The following is a 23169-nucleotide window of genomic DNA, read 5'->3' as shown; positions in this document are numbered from 1 at the left end:
AAGCAGCGTCAGGCCGGGCAGTACGTGTCGGTGTTGGGCAATTTGCCGCTGTTGAGGTAGCCGATCAGCGGCGGAACGGCGCAGCCGGAGAAGATGCTGGCGCCGTGGCCGATGCCCTGCCACATGACCCGCTTGCTGGCGGCGCTGGCGTTGATGATGCTGGCCGCGGTCGCCGCGACGCCGTCGGTCCCGACGATCGGATCGCTCTGCACACCGAGCAGCAGCACGTCGACCTTGAGTGTCTTCGGTGTGGGCGGCGGCGAGCCGGTGGGCCAGTGCACGCACTTGACCATGCTGAGCGCGGCGACGGTGCCGAAGTCGGGGTAGAGCTTGCCCCAGGCGACGACGAGTTCGCGCACCCGGTCCGGCGTCGGGCGATTGACCGCGTCGCTGCACACGTTGACGAACTGGCCGTCGGAGTCCTGGATGGCGTTGGCGTGGTTTATCAAATTGTTCAGCGCGTTGGCGTCGCCGGAGCGGGCGGCCGCGAGCGCGTTGGCCAGGTTGGTGGTGGCGTTGACGCGGCCGCCGGCGGGATAGCCGAGCGCGACGGTGATGGCGTTGGCCACCTGGGCAACCGACGCGCCACCGGGCCCCTTGCCCGCGCGGGCGTCGGCCAGCAGTGCGCTGACGGCGCCCTTCGGGTCCGCACCGAGCGCGCAGTTCACCGCGATGCACTGCGCGGCGAAGGCGTCGAGGGCGGCCTGCTGGCCCTTGACGCGTTGCTCGGCGGCGGCCTCGGCGTTGGTGCCCAACGCAACCGGCGAGTCGAGGATCAAGCGGGCCACCTTGTCCGGCCGCGAGCCCGCGTAGGCCAGCGCCACCTGCGCGCCGTTGCCGATGCCGATCAGCGCAAGGGCCGGCACGTCCCACACGGTGCGCAACCGCTCGATGTCGGACGCGGCGTGCGCGTCGTCGTAGGAGGACGCGTTCGGCCCGATCCCGACGGCGTCGCCACAGTTGGTGGTGGCGGTGTTGGAGACCTCGGACAGGTTGGCCACCGGGTCGTCGCCGCTCTGGAACTGCGACTGGTCGCGCATCTGCTGCCGGTCGAATTTGTCGCGGCAGTCGATGGGGCTCGACATCCCGATGCCCCGGCGGTCGACGGACACGATGGGGTGGGTGGCGAGCACGCCGCCGCCCGCCCGTGACAGCCAGACCGGCAATTGCGTCGAGGACGGCAGATCGGAGCCGGTGGTGAACACCAGCGGCCCGGCGTCCTGGGGTGTCTGGTTGGAGCGGGCGCGCACAACGCCGATGCTGAGGCTGCCGCCCCCTCCGTTGACCGGATCCAGGTCGGCGTCGTAGGTCGCGCAATCCAGCTGGACGCCCGCGGCGGCGGGGACCGCCGCGTCGGCGAACACCCGTGAGGTGCAGTCGTGCCACGCCAGGTCGTTCTTTGGTGCGGCGATCGCGGGCGGGCCGCTGGGCGCCGGCTTCGAGGTCGCCGCCCCCTGCGGCCGCGCACCGGAATTGGTGGCGAACCGCGGATCGGCGGCCAGGCCCGGGACGCAGCCTGCCAGCAACGCGGTCAGCGCAACCAGGATCGTGGCGCACGTGGACGGCCGACTCATGCCGACCACAGTAGCTAGGCCCTGACGTAGCGGGTGTAAAGGTAGCCGGCGTCGTCGGTCAGGACGTGGGCGCACCGCATCCGGGTGAGCAGCTGGCCCGGGCCGGTCGCGATGCGCGGCGCCTGGCCGCCGACCAGGCAGGGCGCGATCGTCAGGCACAGCTCGTCGAGCATGTCGCGCTGCATCAGCGAGTCCAGCAGCGTCGGTCCGCCCTCGGTGAGGATGCGCCGCATGCCCCGCGCGCGGAGGGCCGCCAGCAGGGCGGCCTGGTCGATTTTCTCGGGATCGCGGCCGGAGCAGTCGAGCACCTCGCACAGGCCGCTGAGCGCGCGGCGCGTCTGCTCCGCGGCGGCCGCGCAGGTGAGCACCAGCGGCTGCACCTCGGTGCGGGTGAACACCGCCATGTCGCGGTTGAGGTGGCCCGATCCGGTCACGATCGCCAGCTGCGGGACCTCGCTTTGACCGCGGGCCTGCCGCCGCTGGCGCCGGGCGACGCCGACCTGCGCGCCGGAGTAACCCTCGATCCGCACGGTGCCCGCCCCCACCACGATGACGTCGGCAAGCTCACGCAGGAGGTTGAAGACGAACCGGTCGCCCGCGCCGCCCATCGCGCCGCTGCTGCCGCCCGAGGTGGCCCCACCGTCGACGCTGGTGATGAAGTTCGCCCGCACCCACGTCCCGTCGTGCTCGGGGTAGCCGTAGAGCGCGGCGAGGTCGTCGTCGCCGAGTCCGCGTACCGAAGCGAGCAGCGACAGTGCGGCGCCGGAGTCGGGCATGGGTCTGATTGCAGCACGCCGTTACAGTTCCTGCATGCACGGGTCCACCTCTGCGGGCGCTTCGGCCACGCCTGCTCACCTGGTGGATCGGCATCCGACGGTGTCGCCGGAACGGCTGATCGCCCAATTGCGGCCGCCGCCGACCTTCGCCGAAGTGAGCTTCGCGACCTATCGGCCCGATCCGGCGGAGCCGACGCAGGCCGCCGCGGTGCTGGCGTGTGAGGACTTCTGCCGGCAAGCCGTCGAGCGGCGCGCCGGACGGCGAAAGCTGTTGGGCCGGCGGGAGATTCTGCCCGGGGTCGGGTTGTACCTCGACGGAGGGTTCGGCGTGGGCAAGACGCACCTGCTGGCGTCGGCCTACTACCAGCTGCCGGGCCAGGGGCCGGGTGGGCCACCGGATGGCCCGGCTCCCAAGGCGTTTGCGACCTTCGGCGAGCTGACTCAGCTGGCCGGCGTGTTCGGCTTCGTCGAGTGCGTCGACCTGCTGGCCAACTACACGGCGGTCTGCATCGACGAATTCGAACTCGACGACCCGGGCAACACGACGCTGATCTCGCGGCTGCTCTCGTCGCTGGTCGAGCGCGGCGTGTCGGTGGCCGCCACTTCCAACACGCTGCCCGAGCAGCTCGGCGAGGGACGCTTCGCCGCGCAGGATTTTCTGCGCGAAATCAGCACGCTGGCAAGCATTTTCACGACGGTGCGGATCGAGGGGCCCGACTATCGGCACCGCGGCCTGCCACCGGCGCCGCGGCCGCTGTCCGACGACGAGGTGGTTGCGCGCGCCGCGCGTGTCGACGGCGCGACGCTCGACGATTTCGACGCACTGTGTGCGCACCTGGCCACGATGCACCCGTCGCGGTATCTGACGCTGATCGAGGGGGTCAGCGCGGTGTTTTTGACCGGAGTGCACGGCATCGACGATCAGAACGTCGCCCTGCGGCTGGTGTCGCTGACCGATCGGCTTTATGACGCGGGGATTCCGGTGGTGGCCTCGGGCGCCAAGCTGGACACCATCTTCAGCGAGGAGATGCTGGCCGGGGGATACCGAAAGAAGTATCTGCGGGCCACTTCTCGGCTCCTGGCGCTCACCGCCGCGGCGGACCCAGTTCGCGGATCATGACGTAGTCGCTCTCGACGTCGGTGCCCAGCTGAAACGTCCTGTTGCCCGCGATGGTGAACCCGCTCTTGAGGTAAAATCGTTGTGCGCGTTGGTTTTCCTGGTTGACGCCCAACCACACGCGCCGCGCGCCCCAGTCGCCGGCGGTGGCCAGCGCGAGGCCCATCAGCGCGGTCGACGCCCCGACGCCGTGGTACTCGGGCAGCACGTAGATCTTGGACAGCTCGGCGGCATCGGCGCCCGCGCCACGAACCAGCATGGCGTAACCGATGATTCGGCCGTCGTGGCGGGCGGTGAGCAGGGCGCGATCCGGATCCTTGAGATACTCGTCGAATCGGTCGGCCGACAGGTTGGCCTCGATGAACGACGTGATGTTGTCCGGGCTCGCGGCGGGCGGACATGCCAGCGGAAAGGTCTGTGCCGCAACGGCGGCCAGCTCTACGGCGTCACCGGAATCGGCCGACGCAACCTCAAACGCTCCTGTCAGAGGTTCCACTGCGCGAGGTGGTAACCCGTCTTCTTGTCCAGCAGGACGACGGCGGAGACGGGATCGCGGTAGGCGTCCCAGTACACGCCGCCGCGCACGATCGCCCCGTTCGGGGCGTTGACGAGCACGTTGTCCAGCGCGTCGGGTGCGTCGGAGGCTCGCGGCTTATAGGCGTCGGCGGTCGGGGTCACTCCGTTGAAACTCAGGACGGTCGCCATGATGTACGGATTGGGCACGCGGATCGCACGGACCGTCACGTCCGCGCGGTCGACGGTGCTCCCCGGGAAGCCTCTGAAGGTGCCTTCGCGGGTGTAGCCGAATCCCGGCGGCGGGTCGCAGGGCGCCACACCACTCACGGTGACGTCGGCGATGAACGTGCCGTTGTCCACCCGAAGCGTGTCACCGATGTGGCCGATCGGCGCGTCACCGGCCCATGCGCGCGGCATCGGAATCGCGGCGATGCCGGCAGCGGTGACGCCGGCGACGGCAACTAGAAAGGCGCACACCACCAGCAGCCAGCGGTGCATCTTCGCCATGTCGTGCCTCCTTGACGCCGTTGTGGGGGACCTTCGCATGATCGCACACGCGCTGATGCGGAAGGGAGCGGTCGGCCGCACTGATCAGCCCTCGCGGGCGGCGCTTTCGCCGCCGGCGAGGGATTGCAGCGCCGTGAGCAGATCCGCCTCGACCCGGTCTTTGTCGACTCCGCCAAGGTGCAGCGGGCCGTCCCCGCCCTCGAGCTCCAGCAGCGCCAGCAGTTGGTGCTCGGTGCCGACGTAGTTGTGGCCCAGCCGAAGTGCCTCGCGCACGGCCAGCTCTAGCGCCTTGCGCGCCGGCCCGCTGAATGGAATGAGCTGTGGCGGTTCGGCATTCACGCGTAGCGCGGCGATCGACTCGGTCGCGGCGGCGCGCAGCGCCTCGGTGTCGACGTTCTGCAGACGCAGTAGCACCGTCGCAAGGGCGGCCGCGTCGCTGAGCACGCCGAGCAGCAGATGGTCGGGGGTGATCTCGCTGTTGCCCGCTTCGTGCGCGGCGTTCTGGGCGGCCACGACCGCGCCGCGAGCCCGCGGGGTGAAGCGCGCGAAGCCCTGTTCGAGATCAAGGGCGGCGGGCTCGGCGCGGGGCACGAATCGCTTCTGGGCGGCCTGCTTGGTGACGCCCATGCTCTTGCCGATGTCGGTCCAGGACGCTCCGGAGCGGCGGGCCTGGTCGACGAAGTGGCCGATCAAATGGTCGGCGATCTCGCCGAGATGCTCGGCGGCCAAGACGGCGTCGGCGAGTTGATCCAGTACATCCGGGCGGGTCGCCTTGATGGCGTTGATCAACTCGTCGAGGCGGATCGGATAGGCGATGCGGACAGGCTCGGACATATCGTCAACCCTAAGTTGACGCACCCGTTGGAGTCAACCATGGGTTGACGTCGTTGCCCATATCCGCCGCTCAAAACGGTGCGGGCAAGTGGACCGCTCTGGGAGAATTCGTCAGTCATGAAGCCACTGCTCACGCTGTGTGGTCTGGCCGTCGCGATAGGCATGGCCGCACCGGCGCATGCCGACAGCACCGACGACTCGTTCATCGCTTCGCTGAAGGCGGCAGGCATCACGTTCGCCGACCCGGGCAAGGCCGTGGGTGCGGGCAGATGGGTGTGCGACACCGTCGGTCAGGGCACGCCGATGCCCGACGTGGTCAAGACGCTGTTGTCCAAGAACACCGCACTGAGCCAGGACAAGGCCAACCAGTTCGCGGCGATCGCCGCCACCACGTACTGCCCGAGCGTCATCACGCCGAGCGCGCCGAACGGCTCGTAGCGCCCGAGATGCCGATTACGGGCGGCTTTGCGACAATCACTGCGTTATGCGATTTCTCCTTGGGCTGACCGGCCTCGCAACCACGATCGTCCTGGCTGTGCCCGCGCACGCGGACGTCGACAACGATCAGGACTTCCTCAAAGACCTCCGCGACGCCGGTATCACGTATCAGGACGGCGGCAACGCGATCACCATCGGCAAGTCGGTGTGCGAACTGCTCGACGACGGCCAGTCCGACGCGAAGATCGTGACGGACCTGCGCAACCAGAATCCGGCCTTCCAGGGCGCCGCCGCGGCCAAGTTCACCTACCTCTCGGCCGCCCATTACTGCCCGAAGTACATCACCGGCGAGGACCGCGGTCCGAAGCCGGACGGCGCCGCAGGCAACTGAATCAATCCGGGCCGCAATAGGCTGGTGGCCGTGCGCGTCGATCCCGGACCGCTGACATGGGACGCGGCCGTTCAGACCTGGCATTTCGACCTCGTCCCCGCGGCTTTTGTCGCGGTGCTCACCGCGGGATACGCCTGGTGCTACCGGCGCGGTCGCGACACCGAAAGTGCGGTGCGTGCCGCGAACGCCGCGTGCTTCGGTGTCGGCATGCTGGTGTGGCTGCTGGCCACGATCAGCGCCCTCGGTGCCTATGCCTACGTCCTGTTCTGGGTGCGCGCGCTGCAGGTGTTGTTACTGCTCTACGTCGTGCCGTTCTTCATCGCACAGGCCAAGCCGGTCACCGTTTTTCGCGACGCCCTTGGGCCGGCGGGCCGCGACCGCATCGATCGGCTGTTGGCCACCCGGTTCGCGCGCGCGCTCGCGCATCCGGCCACCACGTCGATGGCGATGCTCGCCACGCCCTGGTTGCTGTACTTGACGCCGTGGTACACCGCGGCCCTGCGGGACGAGTGGGTCGGTGCGCCCACGCGAATCTTGTTGGTGGCTACAGGCTTTGGCTACTTCTATGCCCGGCTGCAGGAAGACCCCGTGCCGCGCAGGTATCCGCAGTCGATCTCGCTGTTGATCACCGTCGCCGAGGCGCTCGGTGACGGCGTTCTGGGACTGGTCGTCTGGCAGGGCTCGTTGATCGGTGCGGCGTATTATGCAGGGCTACAACGGTCTTGGGGTCCCGACCCGCGTCTCGACCAGACGATCGGCGCCGGCGTCCTGTGGATCCTCGGGGATCTGGTGGGGTGGCCGTTTGTGCTGCTGCTGATGCGCGCGATGTCCCGCGACGAGAGGGCACACGCGGTCGCCGTCGACGCCGAGTTGGACGAGGCCGAGGCGAAGGCGCACAGCGCCGAGGACGCCGAGACTGAAGGCGCTGCGCCCTCGGCGCTCTGGTGGGAGAACGACCCGCAGCTGCGGGAGCGGTTCCGTCGCGGCTGACGTCCGGCCACCTAGGCGGCCCGCGCCGTCCAGGTGAAGCTCTGCATCTCCGGAATCCGAGGCGCCAGCGCCGCGGCGACGCTGCGGCCGATCTGGTCGGCGGCCGCCAGCGGAGTGTCGGCGTTCAAAAAGCCTTCCACCTCGACGCGCAGGGTCCGCCCGGTCCACCTGGCCCGCGCGTGCGCGTGCGTGACGCCGGGGACTGAGGCGGCGACGGCCTCGGCGGTGGTGATGACGTCGGGGTCCACGCAGTCGAGCAGGCGATGCGCGATATCGGCGGTCACCTCCCAGCCGACATGGCAGATGAACCCGGTGACGACGATCCCGGCGACCGCGTCGGCCCAGCCCCAGCCCAGCGCCACGCCCACCAGTCCGAGCACCGCGCCTGCCGACGACAACGCGTCCAGCCAGGAATGCTTGGCGTCGGCCACCATGGTCGCCGAGCGAATTCGCCTGCCCACCACCAGTTTGTAGCGGGCCACCAGCTGGTTGCCGACCACGCCCACGACCGCCGCGCCGATGCCCCAGCCCACGTAACCGGTGCCACCGTGTCGAAGCAGCTTGGTGACGCTCTCGAAGCCGGCGACGACGGCGCTGCCCCAGATCACCAGGGCCACACCGATTCCGGCGAGGTCTTCGGCGCGTTCGTAGCCGTAGGGGTACCGCTCGGTGGGCAGTTTGCGCGAGGCGCGGAAGCCGATGAACACCAGGGCGCTGGTGGAGACGTCCGACAGATTGTGCAGCGCATCGCCCAGCAGCGCCACCGAGCCGGACAGCAGCGCGATGACCAACTCGACCAGTCCGGTCAGCGCCAGCCCGACGGCGCTGACGGCGACGGCGCGGTTGGCCTGCCGGCGCTCGCCGGCGTCGTCGGCGGCGGTGTCCAGGGGAAAGCTTGCAGCCGGGTCACGGACTCCATTGATGACATGCATACCGCCAGCATGCCGCACTCGCGGTTCAGGCGCCCTTGATCAGCTCGGCCGTTACCCGTTGTTTCTGTTCGGCGATCACTTGGTTGAGGTAGTCGGCCTTGGCGCAGCCGTAGTACGCGGCGAACTGCAGGGCGAGTTCGTCCATCTCCTCGAACGAGACGTCGCCACTCTTGAGTGCCGCGTAAACATGGGACACGATCGGGATTTCGGCATCCTGGAAGGCGACGCAGGCGACGGTAATAAGACGGCGTTCCTTCATTCCCAAGCCGGGTCGCAGCCACATCTCGCCGAAGACGAAGTTCAAAATGCCCGCTCCCGAATACGGGTTGTCGCGCGTCGGCGCGAACGGTAGGCAGTTGATCTCCTTGAATGACTCCTCGCCGCCTTTGAGCCGTTGCTCGGGATCGCTGGCGGTGAGCAGCGGTAGCAACGGCTCCGGGGGAGGGGGCGGCGCGCCGCGCGCCTCGGCGATCTTGGCCCATTCCAGATCCACCGCGATATTGAACCGCGACGCCTTCGGCCAGCCCGCGTAGACGGCGAAATGCAGGACGGTTTCCCGCATTTCGGTGATGGTGAGGTCACCGCTGTTGAGTGCGGCGTAGACGTGCTGCTCGAGGGGCGCCTGCGCGTCGGCGGCCGCGACGCAGGCCAGGGTCACGAACCGTCGGTCGCGGCGGCTGAGCCCCGGGCGCGGCCACACCTCGCCGAAGACGAAATCGATCAGCCCGCCCGCGCACGGAGTGTCGCCATCCGGCGGGTCGATCGTCATCACCTCGGCGAAGGTGCGCAGCCCGCGTTCACGTCGCGCCCTGTCGCGCGTTGGAGCCTTATCTGATGGTGACACCGGCGTCGACCTTCAGTTCGAGTCCTGTGACGTAACGAGATTCATCGGAAATCAGGTACAGCACCGCGTTGCTGACGTCGGACGCTTCGATCAGCGGTGCGGGCAGGGCGTTGAGGAAGATGGGCACCAGGTCGGGTCGCTGCTCGGCGATCAGCGTGTGCATGTTCGGCGGAGCCATTCCGGTGGCCACCCCGGTTGGGTGCACGGTGTTGACGCGAATGTTCTGCGCGGCAAGCTCATTGGCCAGGGCCAGCGTCATCCCGACGATACCGTGCTTGGACGCCGTATAGGGCACATGCAGCGGGGTGCCCTTGATGCCAGCCGAGGAGCTGATGTTGACCAGGCTCCCGCCGCCCTGCGCGACCAGATGGGGCAGCGCGACCGCGCAGGTGTTCCAGGCGCCGATGAGGTTGACGTCGAGGACCAGCCGCCACTGCTCGGCGGTGGTGGTGTCCCAGGTGCCGACGGTGAGCACGCCGGCGTTGGCGACCGCTCCGTCGAGTCCGCCGAGTTCGGCGGCGGCCGCGTCGACCGCCGCCTTCATGGCGGCCTCGTCACGCACGTCGACGATGCGGGTGATCGCGCGGCGGCCGTGTTTCTCGACCAGTTGCGCGGTCTCGTGCAGGTCGTCTTCGGTGGCCAGTGGATACTCCAAACCCTCTGGCGTGGAGCAGATATCGATCAGGACGCAGTCGGCGCCTTCCTCGGCGAGGCGCACCGCGTGCGAACGTCCCATGCCGCGTGCGGCCCCGGTGATCAAGACCCGCTTGCCCGCGACGCGGCCCGCTGCGTTGTTGGTCGTCATCGGTGTGTCAGACCTTGTTGCAGAAGCCGGCGTCGACGGGGAATGTCACGCCGGTGACGTACTTCGCCTCGTCGGAGACCAGGTAGGCGATGGCGGCGCTGACGTCTTCGGGTTCCAGCATGCCGACGGGCATCGGGTTTTGCAGGTGGGGACCCGCACCGGGGTTGTGTTCCAGGAATTCGGTCATGTCGTCGTTGGTCGCCATCATCGTGTTGACGGCGGTCGGATGCACCGTATTCACCCGAATGCTCAGCGGTGCAAGGGCATTGGCCAGGGTGCGCATCAACCCGACGATCCCGTGTTTCGATGCCGCGTAGCCCAGGCCGCCGCCCTGCAGACCTCCGAAGCCCTTGATGCCGGCGGTCGAGCTGGTGAAGATGATGACCCCGCCGCGGTTACCGGACAGCAGATGCGGGACCGCCGCCCACGCCGTGTGATACGCCCCGTCGAGATTGACGCCGGTGACCGCCCGCCACTGGGCGAGTTCCTCCTCGATGCTCAACTGCCGAAACGCCAGCGGTGCGATTCCCGCGTTGGCCAGCACGATGTCGAGGCGCCCGAAGTGCTCCACGCCGGCATCCACTGCGGCTTTGACTTGCTCGAAGTCGCGGACGTCGGCCACCGTGCCCAGCATCTTGCCGCCCGCCTCTTCGACCAGCGCAACGGTCTCGTCCAACTCCTGATGCGAGGCCATCGGATAGCCGTTGGCGGGGATGTCCGCGCAGATGTCGATGCCGATGATGTTGGCGCCTTCCCGCGCGAGTCGCACCGCATGGCTGCGGCCCTGGCCGCGCGCCACTCCGGTGATGAAGGCGACTTTGCCGTCTAGTGAACCCACGGAGCGGTCCTCGTTCCTTTGTTTCGTCCGCGCAGATCGCGCCGAGTAACGCCGTTACTCGCCACCGCACAGTAACATGGTTACCGTGACGGCAAAAGGGCCCCGCGTGGTTGCGCCGGGCGACGCTTCCAGGCGGCGAGCCGACCCGATCCTGGAGATCGTGGTCGAGATGCTCGACAGCGAGGGCTATGAGGCGGTGCAGCTGCGCGAGGTTGCCCGACGGGCCCGAGTCTCCCTGGCGACCATCTACAAGCGATACCCCACTCGTGACGAGCTCATTGTCGCCGCCCTGGACGGGTGGATGGATGCCAAACGCTATGCGCGCCTGCCGGCGCTGATTGACGATTTGCCCGGCGAGTCGATCTACGTGGACCTGATGCACGTGATGCGGACCATCTTCGAGCCGTGGGAGCAACATCCGTTGATGCTGCGCTCCTATTTCCAGGCACGATCCGGCCCTGGCGGAAGGCGCCTCATTCAGCGTGGCGTCGACGCGGTCGTTCCGGTCGTCAAAGCCGTACTGGCGCAAGCGGAGCCGGGCTTCGCCAAGGATCTCGAGCTCATCCTCACCGGCGTGGTCTACGGGTTCCTTACCCGATTCACGCAGGGGGAGATCGACGTCACCGAAATCGTGCCGGGTATCGAACGCGCGGTGTTCTGGTTGACCAGCGCGTATGAGGACGGTCCCGCACGGGCGGTGCAGCGCTGAGCACCGCGAAACCCATTGTGCTGCAACGGCCCTCGATCACATGAGCGGCGGCAACGGCAGCAGCCAGGTCACGGAGGGGTCGATATCGTCCTTGTATTCCGGGCAATAGGTCGCTATCGACAGGCCGACGAAGTAGGCGGACTGCTTGACGGAAAGGTCCGTTTGCCTGGCCAGCTGAATCGCCGGCACCGATGCGTTCGGGTTGTTGGCGATGCTGGTGCACACCGTGTGGGCTATCGCAATAGCATCATCGTTGTCGGGCATGGTGATTCCGCCCCTCGACAGGCCCGCGATGAACGCGTCGTCGGTATCATCCGCTGCCGCCGGCGCCGCAGAGGCCAGCGCGGCGGTGGACAGGACGATCGCGCAGACGGTCGGCCACTTCCCGGAACCAACCTTCATCGGACTCGGGGCCTCCGTTCTCTGCGCGGCCGATCGGCGTTCGGTCAAGGACGACGTGAATCGACAATAGTCGAATCGCCTGTCCTCTTGTCGGACGCTGAGTGCCGGCCTGAGGGGTCAGCCCGACGACAACGCCAATGGTTGACCGCACCGCTGCTCCTGCGGGCTACCCTTCCGGGTCTTCGGCCAGGTAGGTGACTTCATACCAGCGCCGGCGCGCGTCGAAAGCTTCGGTCGCGGTGGCCCGCTCGAGCCGAACATCCGTCAGATGCGGATTGCCCACGCGGATGCCGTCTTCGAGCTCGGCATGCAGCGCGTCGCCGTCCAGGGTGTCATCGGCGAGCGCTCTGCCCGTATACCTCGTCCAACTCACGTCTCACATCTTGCTCCGGCCGCCGCGCCACGCGACACGGCCGGTCCACGTGCCTGGGCGCGGCGGCCCAGCGCGCCCGTCGGGGCCGATTGGTAACCTTCCCCGGGCGCGCCACATCTGACGGCGCCTCGGCGTTTTTACCCCGAGGGGGTCGCGGTGAAAGATAATGACCTGGCGATTGAAGAGAGTCATCTGCGATCATTCCGGCACTGGCGGCCACCTCAGCCCGATGCCGCTGACTACTCGACCGTGAGATCCCAGACTTTGCTCGGCGAACCGCCGAAAACCACCAACGACACCGCGCAAGGCGCCGTGAGAGGCACTGCCCTCCAACGTTTTTGCGGGGGACCGCGCCGCCGCAACGCACTGATGGATTGAGCGTGGCCCTCAAACGTGTTGACGAGTTGAAGCCGGGAGACCGGATCCGCATGAAGGTCGGGCACGCTACCGTCATCGCGACCGAAGCCCTTGACGACGACCGCACCCTGCTCACCTTCACCTACGGGACGAAGGGCCCCGCCGACAACGCTTTGACCGTGGATGTCCTCGAAGACGACGAGTGGGGCTGGTAAGGCGGCCTTTCGATCTCTCGGCCGCAATCGGCAAAGACCTTGTCGGCGACGGTCCCGCATACGACAATCGGATCGGCCCCGGAGGAGGAATCATGACCCCACACCGCCTGAAGGGCTTCGCAGGTTCATCCGCCGCGGCGCTCGCGATTGCCCTGTCGCCTCCCCCGGCTGCCTTCGCCGACAATCCGTCCTGGAACGGGCAGTACGCAATCACGTTCATGGTCGGCCCCAAGGCCGGGACCAGCATGGCGGTCGGCGACCCGGAAACCCAGCACACCGAGACCTACGGTTTCCGCTCGACCTGCAGCGACGGGAAGTGCGTCGCCACCATCGTCAGTGGCCCTCCGCCCACCAACCCGACGGTTCCGCAGCCCGTTCAGTTCACCTGGGACGGAAAGTCTTGGTCGCAGGTCAACGATTTTCAATGGGACTGCATGATGCCCGATACCACGATCCAATGGAATCCCGCCCGGGCCGCGGTGCGCTACACGCCCCAACCCGACGGGTCGCTCGCCGGCATCATGCACACCGACATCCTCAGCGGCGCGTGCCAAGGGACGATTGACATGGAGATGAGGGCCGAGCGCGTGTGAGTCGGCCCCTTCGGGAACGCGGCCCACGGGGTTGGCAACCAGTCTCGACGTGTTCCCTTGCAGCGCAACGTGTCTGATGTCAGGGAATCGCGCTCGCGATCGTGGCTGCGCTCAGGTGTGGACTTTCCAGCCCGCTAATGGGGTGGGTGCCGCCGGTGCATCGGGATCGTTGAACTCGATGTAAACGTCGCCCTGGTTGATGCTGCCTGCGTAGGCGATGAACCCGTGGGCGGTTTGGCCGTTGGTGACGCTGCCGGCGCGCAGCGGCGGCATCTTGTTGATCTGCTGGTAATCGATCAGGGACGAGCCGCCCTCGGTATCCCGGTTCGGGTCCTGCCGCCACGGAGAGGAGGCAGCGGTCACGGTGGTCTGGGCGTAGCGGAACGGAGTGTCGGACTTGCCGGCGATGGTGAGTTCGATGACGTTGCAACCCCCGCCGTAACAGCCGGACGAGACCCACGTCGCGTTGTTGAGCGTGACGTCGGCGGTCGCGGTGCTGTACTCCGTGACGTGGATGGTGGTACCGGCTTTTCCGGTGGGGAAAGGCGACTGTTGAGGCGTCGGGTCGGCGGTTCCGTGGGGCGCGGTCAAACACGCTGTCACCGCCAGCGTTGCTGCGAGGGCGCCCATGTGCGCAGGCCTGGTCACTGCGCGAAGATAGCGCATCTGGGAAGGCGGGCGGATCGGGCGCGGGCTGTTTCGGTTCATGCGACGGCCGCGAACAATTCGGTTTTGCCTCTCAGGTGCGGTTGTCGGCTTTACACTGGGCGGGAAATGAGCGCCTATCAGACCGTGGTGGTCGGCACCGATGGCTCGGACTCGTCGCTGCGCGCGGTGGACCGCGCAGGCGCTATCGCGGCGGATCACGGCGCGAAATTGATCGTTGTCACCGCGCATCTCCCCGTCCCCGAGGAGAAGGGCCGCTACGCCATCCCGCCGGGAAGCGACCACGGCCAGGACTACCGGACGGTGGGCGAGGCGCCCTTCTACGCGATCCTGCAGAACGCCAGGGAGCGGGCACACCAAGCCGGGGCCAAGGACGTCGAGGAGAAGTCGGTCGTCGGTGCCCCCGTCCACGCGCTGGTGCAGCTGGTCAAAGAGGTCGATGCCGACCTGCTGGTCATCGGCAATGTCGGACTCAGTAGCGTCGCCGGGCGACTGCTTGGCTCGGTTCCTTCCGAAGTCTCCCGCAAGGTCAAGACCGACGTGTTGATCGTCCACACCACCGACTGAAACCTTGGCCCGGATTTCTCAGTGAATCCGCGTTTCGCGGCTAGGGACAAACACGGCTGAAGTAGTCCGTCCGCCGGGTTAAAGCGATAATATCTGGGCCATAGCTATAAGTGCCGACACCTGCAAGTGAAGGGCATGGCCGATGAACGCGACTGGCGCCAAGCGGCGCGCATTAGGCGCGGGGGACTACATAAAAGCCGACGTGAACTTGTCCTGGCATTTAGTTTGGCTATTCGCAATTCTCGAAGGCATCACGGTTCCGCTGTTATCTGTGTTCTCGCAGGGCGGGCCCAGGGTGGGCCGAGCTTCTCGGACTGCGACGGTTGCCGAGCAGTTCGTGGCCTTCGCCAACAAAATGCTTATTATCGGCATCTACGGGTTGGTCATAGGGTTCGTCGGAGCCTCGGTAGTTTGTTTGTTATTGAACTGGATCGTCTTTCCCCGAGTGAGGATCCGGCTCGATGACGCGGTTGTAGTGCGCGTGCTCCACCCGTTCATTGTTGGGATCTGGGGTGGCGTTCTACTAGCGATCATCTTCTGGATACAGCTGTGCATCGCTGGGTTTCTGACCTTCCCGATGGTCGTGAATCTGATACTTTTTGGGTTCGTTTCGGCGGCGGGCAGCATCCTGCTGACGGGTGCTGCTTATTCATCGTCGATGAAAGCTTTGCCGAAGCTAGGCATCCAACTGATGACCGCGCAGCAACGGTTGCTGTTGTTCAAAATGCCGGTCGTATCGTTCGCAATATTAGTCGGGATTTACGAAGGATTGGCAGCGCCGATTCTCCAACGATGGGAATTCGCCCCCCATCATAAAGTGTTGATGGCACTGTTCATGGGGGTTTTGGGCGGTGCATCGAGTAGTTTGGTCGTCGTTGCATTAGCTCACATACGCGCGGTGAAGAAGCACCTGTGGTTGAAATTTGCCGTCATAGACCAATCAGGCTGATTGGCTTAGACGCCTTTCTGCGATCAAGCCAGTGCATGCAGCGCGCGCGCTTTTTGTGCGACGGCAGCGGCCAGCTCGACGCTGGGCTTCCGGTCTCGTCCACAGTTGCCTGGCGGAGTGGACCAGGACGAAAAGGGGTAGCCGCTTTCTTGGCGCAAAATTCGGAACCGGAAGAGAAGGTAACGCTGGTGAGCGGTGCGAATAAGGCCCGGAACAAGGTAAACCAGGTCGCGGGAAAGCTGAAGGCGGCGTTCGGCCGGGCGATCAACGACCCGAGGCTGGAGGCCGAGGGGAGAGCCGATCAGCGGGCCGCTCACCTCAGAGACGCGGGTGAAAAGGTCAAGGACGCGTTCCGCCCGCGACCGCGACGACAAATGCCTCGACGGCGTCGTCGGATATAGCTCGTTAACTCGCGAGCCGCAGCCGCGTTGGTCGGCCGGGCTATTTCTCCATGGCCGAGGTTGGTGCTCCGAGGTCGATCGTTATGCAGCCTGACGCCCCCAGCATCACACCCGTTAGCACCGCGACGGCTGCGGCAGCTTTCAGCATCTTCTTCTTGCTTGCGCTCATCGGTTCGCCTTTCTGCGGGTAGGAACAACCGTGGCAATAAATACCGCCGGCCAGCTGATGCTATCGCGGTCTTTGGACACGTGTGCAATATTGACCAAACCGCCGAAAAGGGCTTTTGCCGGCGGCTCGAAAGCCTGAATTCGGCCGCCGTTTATGACGTGGGGTTGCATCGCCTATCGCCAGTGACACAAAGGCTTTGACTCGCCTCCGTGAGGCCAGGTGTCATCGAAACTGTCACCGTCCCCGAGGAGTCTCGCTGTGGGGGTGCAGATCTACCGGCCCGGTGGCACCATGAGCGGGTGAACGGGCAAATCTGCACGGGTTGCGGCCTGAAGACCCATCGCTCGTACGGTAGGTGGTCGGACCAGCATCCATGGGCCGCTGCGACCTTCGCGGCCCTCGTGCGGATCGCGCGGAGCGTCGATCGGCGCGATCAGGGTCCGACGACCGTGATGTTGTCGGTGGTGCCGGCCACGCTCGTCGGCTTAGCCGTGGTCTCCGCGTACCCACTGGTGTTCGTGCCCCTGCTGGTGCTCTTCGGGGTGGCCTTAGTGGTGTTGGTCCGCAACGAGGAAATCAGACGCAACCAAGCCTGTTGGCGCGGCGACTGCCCCGCCGTTCGCACCCGGCGATAAGGGTGCCCGCCGTCGAAGGGCTCACGACGGAAGATCGTCGGCCGGCCTGTGTCGAACAAAGCCGTTTCTGGACTCGGCTCGTCGAACCGCTGCCAGCATGCGCGCGGCAAAGCGCCGCCACCAGCGGTAACTGCGGAGTAGCGTCTTGCGCGGCACGGCGGATGAAGGAGCGCACATGGAGCTGCATCTGTCGGGCAAGATCGCCGTCGTCACCGGGGCCAGCAAGGGGATCGGATTCGCGGTCACCAAAGCCCTCGTCGACGCTGGCGCGCATGTGGTAGCCGGGTCACGCACCCCAGGCAAGCAGCTGCCCCTGCTCGAGGAGAGCGGGCAGGTGTCGTACGTGTCGGTGGACCTTACCCGGCCCGGTGCCGCCGAAGAATTGATCGCCGCCGCGGCCTGCCGCGGCGGGATCGACGTGTTGATCAACAACGTCGGCGGCGCCACGGTTCGCGCCGGCGGACTCGTCGGCATTTCCGACGACGAATGGCGGAAGTCCTGGGAGCTGAACCTGATGGGCGTGGTGCGCCCGACGCGCGCGGCGCTGCCTGAGATCGAGCGGCGCGGCGGAGGTTCCATCGTCATCGTCAGCTCGATCAGCGCCTATGCCCCCGGCCCCAACACCTACGACTACTGTGCCGCCAAGGCGGCCGTCGCCAATTTCGCTAAGGCATTGTCAAAAGATCTGGCGCCAAAGAACATTCGCGTCAATTCGGTCAGTCCGGGTGCAGTGTCGACCGGCAAGTGGACGCAGCGGGGCGGGATGGCCGATGAGTTCGGTGCGATGAAAGGTCAGACGGCCGACGAGGTCAGGGCGGAACTCGCCAGCAGCGCACCGACGGGACGGTTCACCACTCCCGAAGAAGTCGCAGACCTCGTGTTGTTCCTGGCGAGCGGCCGCGCCGGAAATATCACCGGATCCGACTACCGGATCGACGGCGGCTACGTCGCCACCATTTGATTACGGAGGCACATGACGGAGCCGTCATGCGCTGGCCGATCATTTCGACAAAACGCGACATACCTCGTGGCCTGCCGAATAGCCTCGATCTAGGTTTGGGCCCACCCCACTGCCACACGGAATTCCGGCTCCGCCCTGTGCGATGCGCGGAAAGCGTTGCCGGAGAACTGTCCGATCGGCGAGACGGTCCTACCTGCCGGGCGGCCCACCGGGGGCTGCCTCCACAAAAAGGAACATCATGAGCCCGACCGAGCACCTCGACCGCAACACCGAGTCCAAACTGATGAAATTGGCCGCCAGAACCGTTCTCGCATCTGGGTTGGGAATGGCTGTCATGGTGCTGGCCGCGGTCACCGCCAACGCAGACCCCGCCCCGCCAAATCCCACGGGACCAAACCCCACCGCGGCCCAACATCCACACTCGGAGTCAGGGCTGTGTAATCAGGACAGCGCACCGCGTGGCGCCCCGGCGCCGCCCCCTGGGTACTGCGGGTAAGGGTCGACAAATGAACTGGACGACGTTAGTGGCCAATGCGCTCGTACCTCTCGCCTCGGTGATTTCGAGCGCCGCCGTCGCGATCTGGACCAAGCGCATCGACGCCAGGAACAAGGCGGAGGACCGCCGCCACGAACGTGTCCTCGACTTCGAGAAGCGGGCGGCCGATGACAAGAAGGCCGTGTTGAAGTCGCTGATCTCGGCGACCATTTACGTCAAGCGAGCAGCCCAGTACGAGGGTGCCGGCACCGCCGAGGAGATCGCCAGCCAGCGGCGCGCCGAGGCCATCCGGGAGCTCTATGACTTCCGCATGCGGCTGGGCCTCGACGACGGCGTAGCCGAGCTGATGGTCTATGCCGCTCCGCCGGTGCGCGACATGGTGAGTCTCCTGCTCGACGAGTGGGACCGTCAGTTCCGCGAACACGGCTATTCGCTGACCCAATTGGATTCGTGCAAGCGACAATTGGCGCAGACCACCGCGTGCCCCGCCCCACAGGAAGACGTCACCGTGTACTACGAGGGCGAACTGAAGTGGTCCGAGCTGAGAAAAGTGGAGACGGTGTGGCTGGACCGGTTGGGCAGGGAATCGGATCTGGACCTCGACGCACTCGTGGGCCTATGCGACCGCACCCTAGAGGCCGCGCATAAGGACTTGCGCGGCGGCTTCGGCCTCGAGTACTGATGCACGGAAAGCATCTCGTTGCCCGCAGGACTGCCGCCTGACCGGCGCTGAAGGTGGAGCGCCCTCGGCGGCCGCTTTATTGACCACCGAGAGCTAGCATCGCCACAGTGCTAGCCCCGCCGCGTTGCTTGAACACTGCCTACCCATCGCGCAGCTTTGCGGAAACATCCCCGCAGAGATTTCTCGTCTCCGGACGCTCGCGCCGCGAGATTGATTCACCCTCAGCGGATTTGAGCGTGAATGATCATCGCGCCACGGTCACGACGGGTACTGCGGGCAGTAGTACTCGATTGCCAGGTCCACGAACGCGGCGGCATTGGTAAAGAGCGCGACGCGGTCTGTCCGGGCAATCGCGTCGGTTGGCTGCCCATTCTTCCGGTCCGTGCAGACGGTCTGGGCAGTCTGAATCGGGTCTACGGACAGCGGCACCACGACGTTGTTGTCACGCAGGGCGACGAGGAAGCTGTCATCGTTCGGTGACGCGCTTGCGTGGCCAGGTATGCCGACGGCGACCACACAGCAGGCGATGGGGGCGGTTACGTACTTCCTCATGGGCGGTTCCCTTCGTCTCTGCACCAATGGTCACCAGCGGTGGTCTTTCCGCGCAACCGAATCTGCTTTCCCGCGTGCGTGTCTACGCCCCGCACGCGCCCGAGGGAGATGCGCTGAAGCGTAGCCTCGATGTTTCCGCGGTTGCAGTGCCTCGCAATTGCGCACCAGGTAAATCGTGCCGGAGCAATGTGATTCGGCCGCTGACACCGGTGGCCACGGGCAGTTGTGTTCCGGCGACATGACGGTCAGCCCTGTTCGGGACAGATATGGCGACCGATGTCGAGTAGCCCGCATTTAGGGCATCGTTGGGGGCTGGTCTGTTGCTCGTGATAGAGGGTGTGGAGGCCTTCGTTCTTGACGATGGCGCCGCATGTCAGGCATTCACGGAAGTACATGCCCCCGATGGAACAGGGCTTGTAGTAGATCAGCGGGCCGGTCATAAGCCGCACAGTACGCACCTGAGCGCCCGCGCCGGAGCGTTCTCGGCAGTTCTTTAAGTCGGGATGTTTCAAGGACCGGACCATGGTCTATCCGCGCCGCCGCCACATGACCGCACGTCCAACTGAGACTTGGTCGCCACGCTCAGGCTGGAACCAGTCGGCATTCTCTCGGCCAATGCTGACTCTGTCCGGCCCTAGGCCGACCTGTCGTACAGGTCGATGAAATGGTTCATGCCGATAAGCTTGCGTCGTTTTGGGCCGGTGATATAGCCGGTATACCTGCCTGCCCGTGGCGAATTCCCGGAACAACGCCAAATCCCGCGCAGGCGCCGCATCGCAGCTACAACGGGGTTTGCTGAATCTCCGGTTGCATACCTGACCATCTGTTAGCGTCCACGTGAACTACGGGTCGGGACCGTAGCTCAGGGGGTAACTGTCGGTGCTTCCGCAGCGACAGCCCACGCCTGGATGCCCAACGACGGCACCTGCGGCTACATCAACCCCAAGCCCCCACGGTGGCGGCTGGGTCTACGGCAACGGATACCCGCCGGGTTGGCACAACGGCTGCCACTGGAACGGCAGCTACCGCCGAGGCAACTGGTGCTAGCCCCAACCCATTGAGGAAAGAGAAACCGCATTGAAAACCACCCTCACCGCCCTCGCCGCCGGCGCACTTATCGCCTTCGCAATCGGTATCGCAGCCCCCGCCAACGCCGCCCAAGGCGGCTGGGACCACAACAGCCACCCAGCGCACGCATGGATCAAGATCGGCAACGCCGAGATGAAGCAGGCCGCGGGCTACCCACAGCGGCAATGCTTGTCGGCAGTCGGAGCCAACGCCGGCGCCGGCGAGAACCAGTTCATCGCGTGCGACAACCTGGTCGGTGGCGTACAGGCGGAATACCACGCCCACCCGAACGCAAGCGGGTACTGGGCCGACTGGTACACCAACGGTCAGTCACACCACGGTATGTGGTGACCGACATGACCAGCCGCAGCAGCCTTTTCGCGATCCTCGCCGCCAACGCAGTGACCGGCCTCGCCGTCGCCGCCGCAATCGCCATCGCCCCGGCCCATGCCTCGCCGTGCACTGAAGACTGCGGAGAAGGCCAAGCGCAGTACATGATGAACGACCTACGGGCCGGCGGTGTCGATCCCGGCAATGTCCAATACGCGGTGACCAGAGCTAAGGCCATCTGCTCCCGACTGAACGCGGGAGCCACCCGCGACCAGGTCCGGTCCACCGCCGGTGACGGGTCCGACCGGCAGACCGACATCGTGATCAACGCCGCGATCAAGTACTACTGCCCAGGAGTCAAAGCATGATGCGACACCCAATAGCGGCGGTCGCCGTCGCTACCGCCGGACTGGGTCTGGCACCACTGGCTCACGCCGACCAAACCCCCACGCTGGGCATCGCCAAGCCAGCGGGCTTGCCGTACGCGGAGGGGCTCGGCAGCCCACGGCCAGCAGGGTTCGACCTGGGAGGCACCGCCATGAGCACCATCCAGCACATCACGTGGGACTCGTGGGGCGGACCGCAGGCCACCGGCCACGGCAGTCGTCAAGCCGCGGCGATGCCGGCACCCGAACGGATCGATCTGGTGGCCAAGGATCTCGGCACGTGCGTCGGGCAACTGGTGTACCGGCAGATCGAGGAACGCGCCCCCGGCAGTAGTTCAGGGACAACCTTCGACATCTGCTGAGGGTTGTCCGAGATAATCAGCGACTCACTCGGCGAAATTGCCATCTCGCCCCGTTCCGGCCCGGCGTCACGGTTCTCATCGGTCGCCACCCCGAGTAGTTCCCACTACTGATAGCCAGGCAACTGGCTGCGCCCCCGCGACAACTGGGAAGTTAGCGAAAGGTTCGGACCGCCCTTGGACAGTAGGGGCGGCCCGAACAACTAGTTAGACGCGAATTCGCGGCCGGGTTCCGTGTAACGGGAGAGATCATGTTAGACCGTGTCGACGATGCCCGGCATGTCCAAGCCCGGCCCCCACGTTATCCGCGCCGCCTGCGCACGTGTCATGCCGCCGCAGATCTGTGTGCATATGAAGTGACCCATCCCGGCTGGGTCGGTACCGGTCCAGTCCCGATGTGATTTTAATTGTGGTCGTTTAGGAGCGATTGGTCGCCTGCGCGGGCGGGCGTCGCGACCCCAATCCCTGCGACCATAGACAGAAGAGCCAAAGTGGCTGTGCCGAAGCTACTTTTACGAGACGCCATGCTTTCAAGCTTCCATTAAAGTTGCGGCCGAATGGGAACGGTCTAGCTGGGTCGAGCGAGTCACCGGCAAGACCTGACGCAGTCTGGGTGTCGGCAGTGAGGACGCGTGTCGCGGCAATCACGGCTCCCTAGCCCGACTTGGTCTGCTAGGAATGCGGGTATGGGGTTATACGAGGACATGCAACGTCAGCAAGCAGCACTAAATGCGAAGGCTAAGCAACGTGTTGCTGCTGAGCAGGCGCGAAGTCGTCAACTGCAAGATGAGGCGTCCGAGAAGAAACGGTTTTTGAGTGACTTCGTGAGAGAAGCGCAGGCGCGCGGCATACGGCCAACTCGGATTCCGCTCTACTACGCCACTCCGGGCTTCAGATTTCACGAGAAGAAATCATCACAACTCGGATGGGTTGTCTACGTAACACGTAGCGGCAAAGCAAAATACGCTATCGGCGTCGACGGCGTTCTGTACGAAGGGCGCCCAGCGGAGAAGTCGGGTTGGGGTCATTCGAAGAAGCCCCATCCCGTCGAACAGGCCTACTTTCATCGCGTGCCGTGGGCAGATCTAACCCAAGTGCTGCTCGGACACCCGCCAGCCATGGAACCACCTAACGACTACGACTAGGACCCTCTTGCGCTGTAATTTCTGGCGTCGTTCACTTCATAGCTGGGGGCCGGGGGACGCAAAATCTCAGCAACGACCATCCGGACGAGCCAGAGGCTGCGGCGCGTTTTCGCCCACGAAATCCGCGCACACATTTGAACCAAAAATCGCTCGGCGAAAATGGCCGGGAGTCCTCGACTCTCCGTAGCACCCTCCCTCCCGAGATGTAACCACCCCCAACAAAATAGAGAGCACACTTGACGGTGGAGCATGGCCGAACTAGGTACACCTGCGGTGCCGCTGTGCGGATTGCAAGGCTGCCGAGCGCGACTATCAGCGTGAACGCTACCGGCGCCAGCGCAAGCTTCAAGTCGACCCGTCGCGACTCCCATTCATTTAATCCGCCGAATCGATTGGCGTTCAGTGGAACTGATGGGCGCTTCTAGTGGACGGTGCCGCGCGACGCTCGCCATAAAGTCAGGGGCCGAATTGGCGCCTCTAGATTGAATGGCAGGTCAGGCGGGGTTTCTAGCCCATAAACGGGCGTTGACCTGCCAACCCCTGCAAAATTCGCGCTGGCACACGATAACCGCACGTCATGGCCGTAGTGTGG

General features: G+C 65.7%; 32 protein-coding genes. 17 read left to right on the top strand and 15 right to left on the bottom strand.

From position 1 onward, the window contains the following. Window positions 1–8 precede the first annotated feature (8 nt). Window positions 9–1574: an alpha/beta fold hydrolase gene (locus AC5Y7E_RS11875; RefSeq protein WP_499919450.1), complete on the bottom strand. Its 1566-nt coding sequence runs from the start codon at window positions 1572–1574 to the stop codon at window positions 9–11. Between the two features lie 14 nt (window positions 1575–1588). Further along, window positions 1589–2350: a pyrimidine reductase family protein gene (locus AC5Y7E_RS11870; protein WP_499919451.1), complete on the bottom strand. Its 762-nt coding sequence runs from the start codon at window positions 2348–2350 to the stop codon at window positions 1589–1591. Here AC5Y7E_RS11870 and zapE point away from each other — a divergent pair. Next, on the top strand, window positions 2349–3470 hold the full coding sequence (gene zapE / locus AC5Y7E_RS11865) for a cell division protein ZapE (RefSeq protein ID WP_499919453.1): 1122 nt from the start codon (window positions 2349–2351) through the stop codon (window positions 3468–3470). The genes AC5Y7E_RS11870 and zapE overlap by 2 nt on opposite strands. On the opposite strand, the gene AC5Y7E_RS11860 is transcribed toward zapE, so the two are convergent. The 3 genes from AC5Y7E_RS11860 to AC5Y7E_RS11850 all read right to left on the bottom strand — a co-directional run bounded on the left by AC5Y7E_RS11860 (window position 3436) and on the right by AC5Y7E_RS11850 (window position 5324). Next, window positions 3436–3963, bottom strand: a complete 528-nt coding sequence (locus tag AC5Y7E_RS11860; RefSeq protein ID WP_499919456.1) for a GNAT family N-acetyltransferase — start codon at window positions 3961–3963, stop codon at window positions 3436–3438. The two genes, zapE and AC5Y7E_RS11860, sit on opposite strands and share 35 nt — an antisense overlap. Further along, window positions 3951–4481 carry a hypothetical protein gene (locus tag AC5Y7E_RS11855; protein ID WP_499919824.1) on the bottom strand — a complete coding sequence of 177 codons (531 nt, stop codon included), beginning with the start codon at window positions 4479–4481 and terminating at the stop codon, window positions 3951–3953. The genes AC5Y7E_RS11860 and AC5Y7E_RS11855 overlap by 13 nt, the downstream gene beginning before the upstream one ends. A gap of 93 nt (window positions 4482–4574) precedes the next feature. Further along, window positions 4575–5324, bottom strand: a complete 750-nt coding sequence (locus AC5Y7E_RS11850; RefSeq protein ID WP_499949042.1) for a Clp protease N-terminal domain-containing protein — start codon at window positions 5322–5324, stop codon at window positions 4575–4577. A 117-nt stretch (window positions 5325–5441) separates the two neighbouring features. On the opposite strand from AC5Y7E_RS11850, the gene AC5Y7E_RS11845 reads away from it, so the two are divergent. The 3 genes from AC5Y7E_RS11845 to AC5Y7E_RS11835 are packed head-to-tail and all read left to right on the top strand — an operon-like array spanning window position 5442 to window position 7143. After that, window positions 5442–5762, top strand: coding sequence for a DUF732 domain-containing protein (locus AC5Y7E_RS11845; RefSeq protein ID WP_499919462.1), 321 nt, complete (start codon window positions 5442–5444; stop codon window positions 5760–5762). Window positions 5763–5808: 46 nt separating this feature from the next. After that, on the top strand, window positions 5809–6153 hold the full coding sequence (locus AC5Y7E_RS11840; protein WP_499949040.1) for a DUF732 domain-containing protein: 345 nt from the start codon (window positions 5809–5811) through the stop codon (window positions 6151–6153). A 30-nt stretch (window positions 6154–6183) separates the two neighbouring features. Then, complete coding sequence (locus AC5Y7E_RS11835; protein ID WP_499949038.1) at window positions 6184–7143, top strand: cytochrome c oxidase assembly protein; 960 nt, start codon at window positions 6184–6186, stop codon at window positions 7141–7143. A gap of 11 nt (window positions 7144–7154) precedes the next feature. Here AC5Y7E_RS11835 and AC5Y7E_RS11830 read toward each other — a convergent pair whose 3' ends face one another. The 4 genes from AC5Y7E_RS11830 to AC5Y7E_RS11815 are packed head-to-tail and all read right to left on the bottom strand — an operon-like array spanning window position 7155 to window position 10562. Further along, complete coding sequence (locus AC5Y7E_RS11830) at window positions 7155–8075, bottom strand: cation diffusion facilitator family transporter (RefSeq protein WP_499949037.1); 921 nt, start codon at window positions 8073–8075, stop codon at window positions 7155–7157. 25 nt (window positions 8076–8100) lie between these two features. Continuing rightward, window positions 8101–8919 carry a carboxymuconolactone decarboxylase family protein gene (locus tag AC5Y7E_RS11825; protein WP_499949036.1) on the bottom strand — a complete coding sequence of 273 codons (819 nt, stop codon included), beginning with the start codon at window positions 8917–8919 and terminating at the stop codon, window positions 8101–8103. After that, the gene (locus tag AC5Y7E_RS11820; protein ID WP_499949035.1) at window positions 8903–9724 is read right to left on the bottom strand and encodes a mycofactocin-coupled SDR family oxidoreductase; all 822 of its coding nucleotides are present in this window, start codon (window positions 9722–9724) and stop codon (window positions 8903–8905) included. Before AC5Y7E_RS11820 ends, AC5Y7E_RS11825 begins: the two co-directional genes overlap by 17 nt. A gap of 7 nt (window positions 9725–9731) precedes the next feature. After that, window positions 9732–10562 (bottom strand): mycofactocin-coupled SDR family oxidoreductase, encoded by an 831-nt coding sequence (locus AC5Y7E_RS11815; RefSeq protein WP_499949033.1) that lies wholly within the window; start codon window positions 10560–10562, stop codon window positions 9732–9734. Window positions 10563–10638: 76 nt separating this feature from the next. Between AC5Y7E_RS11815 and AC5Y7E_RS11810 the strand changes: the two genes are divergently transcribed. Then, window positions 10639–11271 carry a TetR/AcrR family transcriptional regulator gene (locus AC5Y7E_RS11810; protein WP_499949032.1) on the top strand — a complete coding sequence of 211 codons (633 nt, stop codon included), beginning with the start codon at window positions 10639–10641 and terminating at the stop codon, window positions 11269–11271. Window positions 11272–11307: 36 nt separating this feature from the next. Here the strand turns inward: AC5Y7E_RS11810 and AC5Y7E_RS11805 are convergent, their stop codons facing one another. After that, on the bottom strand, window positions 11308–11673 hold the full coding sequence (locus AC5Y7E_RS11805) for a DUF732 domain-containing protein (protein WP_499919478.1): 366 nt from the start codon (window positions 11671–11673) through the stop codon (window positions 11308–11310). A 166-nt stretch (window positions 11674–11839) separates the two neighbouring features. Next, window positions 11840–12046 carry a hypothetical protein gene (locus AC5Y7E_RS11800; protein ID WP_499919481.1) on the bottom strand — a complete coding sequence of 69 codons (207 nt, stop codon included), beginning with the start codon at window positions 12044–12046 and terminating at the stop codon, window positions 11840–11842. A 380-nt stretch (window positions 12047–12426) separates the two neighbouring features. Here AC5Y7E_RS11800 and AC5Y7E_RS11795 point away from each other — a divergent pair, with 380 nt between their 5' ends. Both AC5Y7E_RS11795 and AC5Y7E_RS11790 read left to right on the top strand, forming a co-directional pair. Further along, window positions 12427–12618, top strand: a complete 192-nt coding sequence (locus AC5Y7E_RS11795; protein WP_499919484.1) for a hypothetical protein — start codon at window positions 12427–12429, stop codon at window positions 12616–12618. Window positions 12619–12710: 92 nt separating this feature from the next. After that, window positions 12711–13211 carry an Rv2253 family sensor-like surface protein gene (locus AC5Y7E_RS11790; RefSeq protein WP_499919488.1) on the top strand — a complete coding sequence of 167 codons (501 nt, stop codon included), beginning with the start codon at window positions 12711–12713 and terminating at the stop codon, window positions 13209–13211. Between the two features lie 111 nt (window positions 13212–13322). Here AC5Y7E_RS11790 and AC5Y7E_RS11785 read toward each other — a convergent pair whose 3' ends face one another. Beyond that, complete coding sequence (locus tag AC5Y7E_RS11785; RefSeq protein ID WP_499919826.1) at window positions 13323–13841, bottom strand: hypothetical protein; 519 nt, start codon at window positions 13839–13841, stop codon at window positions 13323–13325. Between the two features lie 144 nt (window positions 13842–13985). On the opposite strand from AC5Y7E_RS11785, the gene AC5Y7E_RS11780 reads away from it, so the two are divergent. From AC5Y7E_RS11780 to AC5Y7E_RS11770, 3 genes are all read left to right on the top strand, one after another. Then, complete coding sequence (locus AC5Y7E_RS11780) at window positions 13986–14444, top strand: universal stress protein (protein WP_499919491.1); 459 nt, start codon at window positions 13986–13988, stop codon at window positions 14442–14444. 142 nt (window positions 14445–14586) lie between these two features. Then, window positions 14587–15393, top strand: a complete 807-nt coding sequence (locus tag AC5Y7E_RS11775) for a hypothetical protein (RefSeq protein WP_499919494.1) — start codon at window positions 14587–14589, stop codon at window positions 15391–15393. Window positions 15394–15428: 35 nt separating this feature from the next. Next, window positions 15429–15794, top strand: coding sequence for a CsbD family protein (locus AC5Y7E_RS11770; protein WP_499919496.1), 366 nt, complete (start codon window positions 15429–15431; stop codon window positions 15792–15794). A gap of 40 nt (window positions 15795–15834) precedes the next feature. Here the strand turns inward: AC5Y7E_RS11770 and AC5Y7E_RS11765 are convergent, their stop codons facing one another. Then, window positions 15835–15963 carry a hypothetical protein gene (locus tag AC5Y7E_RS11765; protein ID WP_499919499.1) on the bottom strand — a complete coding sequence of 43 codons (129 nt, stop codon included), beginning with the start codon at window positions 15961–15963 and terminating at the stop codon, window positions 15835–15837. Between the two features lie 299 nt (window positions 15964–16262). Between AC5Y7E_RS11765 and AC5Y7E_RS11760 the strand changes: the two genes are divergently transcribed. From AC5Y7E_RS11760 to AC5Y7E_RS11750, 3 genes are all read left to right on the top strand, one after another. Beyond that, window positions 16263–16598, top strand: a complete 336-nt coding sequence (locus AC5Y7E_RS11760; protein ID WP_499919503.1) for a hypothetical protein — start codon at window positions 16263–16265, stop codon at window positions 16596–16598. A 175-nt stretch (window positions 16599–16773) separates the two neighbouring features. Continuing rightward, on the top strand, window positions 16774–17559 hold the full coding sequence (locus tag AC5Y7E_RS11755; protein WP_499919507.1) for an SDR family NAD(P)-dependent oxidoreductase: 786 nt from the start codon (window positions 16774–16776) through the stop codon (window positions 17557–17559). 506 nt (window positions 17560–18065) lie between these two features. After that, window positions 18066–18737: a hypothetical protein gene (locus AC5Y7E_RS11750; RefSeq protein ID WP_499919510.1), complete on the top strand. Its 672-nt coding sequence runs from the start codon at window positions 18066–18068 to the stop codon at window positions 18735–18737. A 258-nt stretch (window positions 18738–18995) separates the two neighbouring features. Here the strand turns inward: AC5Y7E_RS11750 and AC5Y7E_RS11745 are convergent, their stop codons facing one another. Together AC5Y7E_RS11745 and AC5Y7E_RS11740 are read right to left on the bottom strand one after the other, a co-directional pair. Further along, window positions 18996–19289: a DUF732 domain-containing protein gene (locus AC5Y7E_RS11745; RefSeq protein WP_499919513.1), complete on the bottom strand. Its 294-nt coding sequence runs from the start codon at window positions 19287–19289 to the stop codon at window positions 18996–18998. A gap of 245 nt (window positions 19290–19534) precedes the next feature. Then, window positions 19535–19729, bottom strand: coding sequence for a hypothetical protein (locus AC5Y7E_RS11740; RefSeq protein ID WP_499919515.1), 195 nt, complete (start codon window positions 19727–19729; stop codon window positions 19535–19537). A gap of 637 nt (window positions 19730–20366) precedes the next feature. Between AC5Y7E_RS11740 and AC5Y7E_RS11735 the strand changes: the two genes are divergently transcribed. The 4 genes from AC5Y7E_RS11735 to AC5Y7E_RS11720 all read left to right on the top strand — a co-directional run bounded on the left by AC5Y7E_RS11735 (window position 20367) and on the right by AC5Y7E_RS11720 (window position 22577). Then, a complete protein-coding gene (locus tag AC5Y7E_RS11735) occupies window positions 20367–20708 on the top strand; it encodes a hypothetical protein (RefSeq protein ID WP_499919517.1) in 342 nt (113 codons plus the stop codon). Between the two features lie 5 nt (window positions 20709–20713). Further along, complete coding sequence (locus AC5Y7E_RS11730; RefSeq protein WP_499919519.1) at window positions 20714–21055, top strand: DUF732 domain-containing protein; 342 nt, start codon at window positions 20714–20716, stop codon at window positions 21053–21055. Further along, complete coding sequence (locus AC5Y7E_RS11725) at window positions 21052–21435, top strand: hypothetical protein (protein WP_499919520.1); 384 nt, start codon at window positions 21052–21054, stop codon at window positions 21433–21435. Before AC5Y7E_RS11730 ends, AC5Y7E_RS11725 begins: the two co-directional genes overlap by 4 nt. Before the next feature lie 683 nt (window positions 21436–22118). Then, complete coding sequence (locus tag AC5Y7E_RS11720; protein ID WP_499919521.1) at window positions 22119–22577, top strand: hypothetical protein; 459 nt, start codon at window positions 22119–22121, stop codon at window positions 22575–22577. The last annotated feature ends 592 nt before the right edge of the window (window positions 22578–23169 follow it).

The sequence above is a fragment of the Mycobacterium sp. NGS17 genome (genome assembly GCF_059813205.1).
Note: the sequence above shows the minus strand (reverse complement) of the source record. Positions and strands in the feature narration are given on the sequence as shown.

Bases quoted from the DNA above. Each gene is read 5' to 3' on its own strand.
- AC5Y7E_RS11875 (WP_499919450.1), bottom strand. From the start codon at position 1,574: ATGAGTCGGCCGTCCACGTGCGCCACGATCCTGGTTGCGCTGACCGCG.
- zapE (WP_499919453.1), top strand. From the start codon at position 2,349: ATGGGTCTGATTGCAGCACGCCGTTACAGTTCCTGCATGCACGGGTCC.
- AC5Y7E_RS11870 (WP_499919451.1), bottom strand. From the start codon at position 2,350: ATGCCCGACTCCGGCGCCGCACTGTCGCTGCTCGCTTCGGTACGCGGA.
- AC5Y7E_RS11855 (WP_499919824.1), bottom strand. From the start codon at position 4,481: ATGCACCGCTGGCTGCTGGTGGTGTGCGCCTTTCTAGTTGCCGTCGCC.
- AC5Y7E_RS11850 (WP_499949042.1), bottom strand. From the start codon at position 5,324: ATGTCCGAGCCTGTCCGCATCGCCTATCCGATCCGCCTCGACGAGTTG.
- AC5Y7E_RS11845 (WP_499919462.1), top strand. From the start codon at position 5,442: ATGAAGCCACTGCTCACGCTGTGTGGTCTGGCCGTCGCGATAGGCATG.
- AC5Y7E_RS11840 (WP_499949040.1), top strand. From the start codon at position 5,809: ATGCGATTTCTCCTTGGGCTGACCGGCCTCGCAACCACGATCGTCCTG.
- AC5Y7E_RS11830 (WP_499949037.1), bottom strand. From the start codon at position 8,075: ATGCATGTCATCAATGGAGTCCGTGACCCGGCTGCAAGCTTTCCCCTG.
- AC5Y7E_RS11820 (WP_499949035.1), bottom strand. From the start codon at position 9,724: ATGACGACCAACAACGCAGCGGGCCGCGTCGCGGGCAAGCGGGTCTTG.
- AC5Y7E_RS11810 (WP_499949032.1), top strand. From the start codon at position 10,639: ATGGTTACCGTGACGGCAAAAGGGCCCCGCGTGGTTGCGCCGGGCGAC.
- AC5Y7E_RS11805 (WP_499919478.1), bottom strand. From the start codon at position 11,673: ATGAAGGTTGGTTCCGGGAAGTGGCCGACCGTCTGCGCGATCGTCCTG.
- AC5Y7E_RS11790 (WP_499919488.1), top strand. From the start codon at position 12,711: ATGACCCCACACCGCCTGAAGGGCTTCGCAGGTTCATCCGCCGCGGCG.
- AC5Y7E_RS11785 (WP_499919826.1), bottom strand. From the start codon at position 13,841: ATGGGCGCCCTCGCAGCAACGCTGGCGGTGACAGCGTGTTTGACCGCG.
- AC5Y7E_RS11780 (WP_499919491.1), top strand. From the start codon at position 13,986: ATGAGCGCCTATCAGACCGTGGTGGTCGGCACCGATGGCTCGGACTCG.
- AC5Y7E_RS11775 (WP_499919494.1), top strand. From the start codon at position 14,587: ATGAACGCGACTGGCGCCAAGCGGCGCGCATTAGGCGCGGGGGACTAC.
- AC5Y7E_RS11770 (WP_499919496.1), top strand. From the start codon at position 15,429: ATGCAGCGCGCGCGCTTTTTGTGCGACGGCAGCGGCCAGCTCGACGCT.
- AC5Y7E_RS11765 (WP_499919499.1), bottom strand. From the start codon at position 15,963: ATGAGCGCAAGCAAGAAGAAGATGCTGAAAGCTGCCGCAGCCGTCGCG.
- AC5Y7E_RS11755 (WP_499919507.1), top strand. From the start codon at position 16,774: ATGGAGCTGCATCTGTCGGGCAAGATCGCCGTCGTCACCGGGGCCAGC.
- AC5Y7E_RS11750 (WP_499919510.1), top strand. From the start codon at position 18,066: ATGAACTGGACGACGTTAGTGGCCAATGCGCTCGTACCTCTCGCCTCG.
- AC5Y7E_RS11745 (WP_499919513.1), bottom strand. From the start codon at position 19,289: ATGAGGAAGTACGTAACCGCCCCCATCGCCTGCTGTGTGGTCGCCGTC.
- AC5Y7E_RS11740 (WP_499919515.1), bottom strand. From the start codon at position 19,729: ATGACCGGCCCGCTGATCTACTACAAGCCCTGTTCCATCGGGGGCATG.
- AC5Y7E_RS11730 (WP_499919519.1), top strand. From the start codon at position 20,714: ATGACCAGCCGCAGCAGCCTTTTCGCGATCCTCGCCGCCAACGCAGTG.
- AC5Y7E_RS11725 (WP_499919520.1), top strand. From the start codon at position 21,052: ATGATGCGACACCCAATAGCGGCGGTCGCCGTCGCTACCGCCGGACTG.
- AC5Y7E_RS11720 (WP_499919521.1), top strand. From the start codon at position 22,119: ATGGGGTTATACGAGGACATGCAACGTCAGCAAGCAGCACTAAATGCG.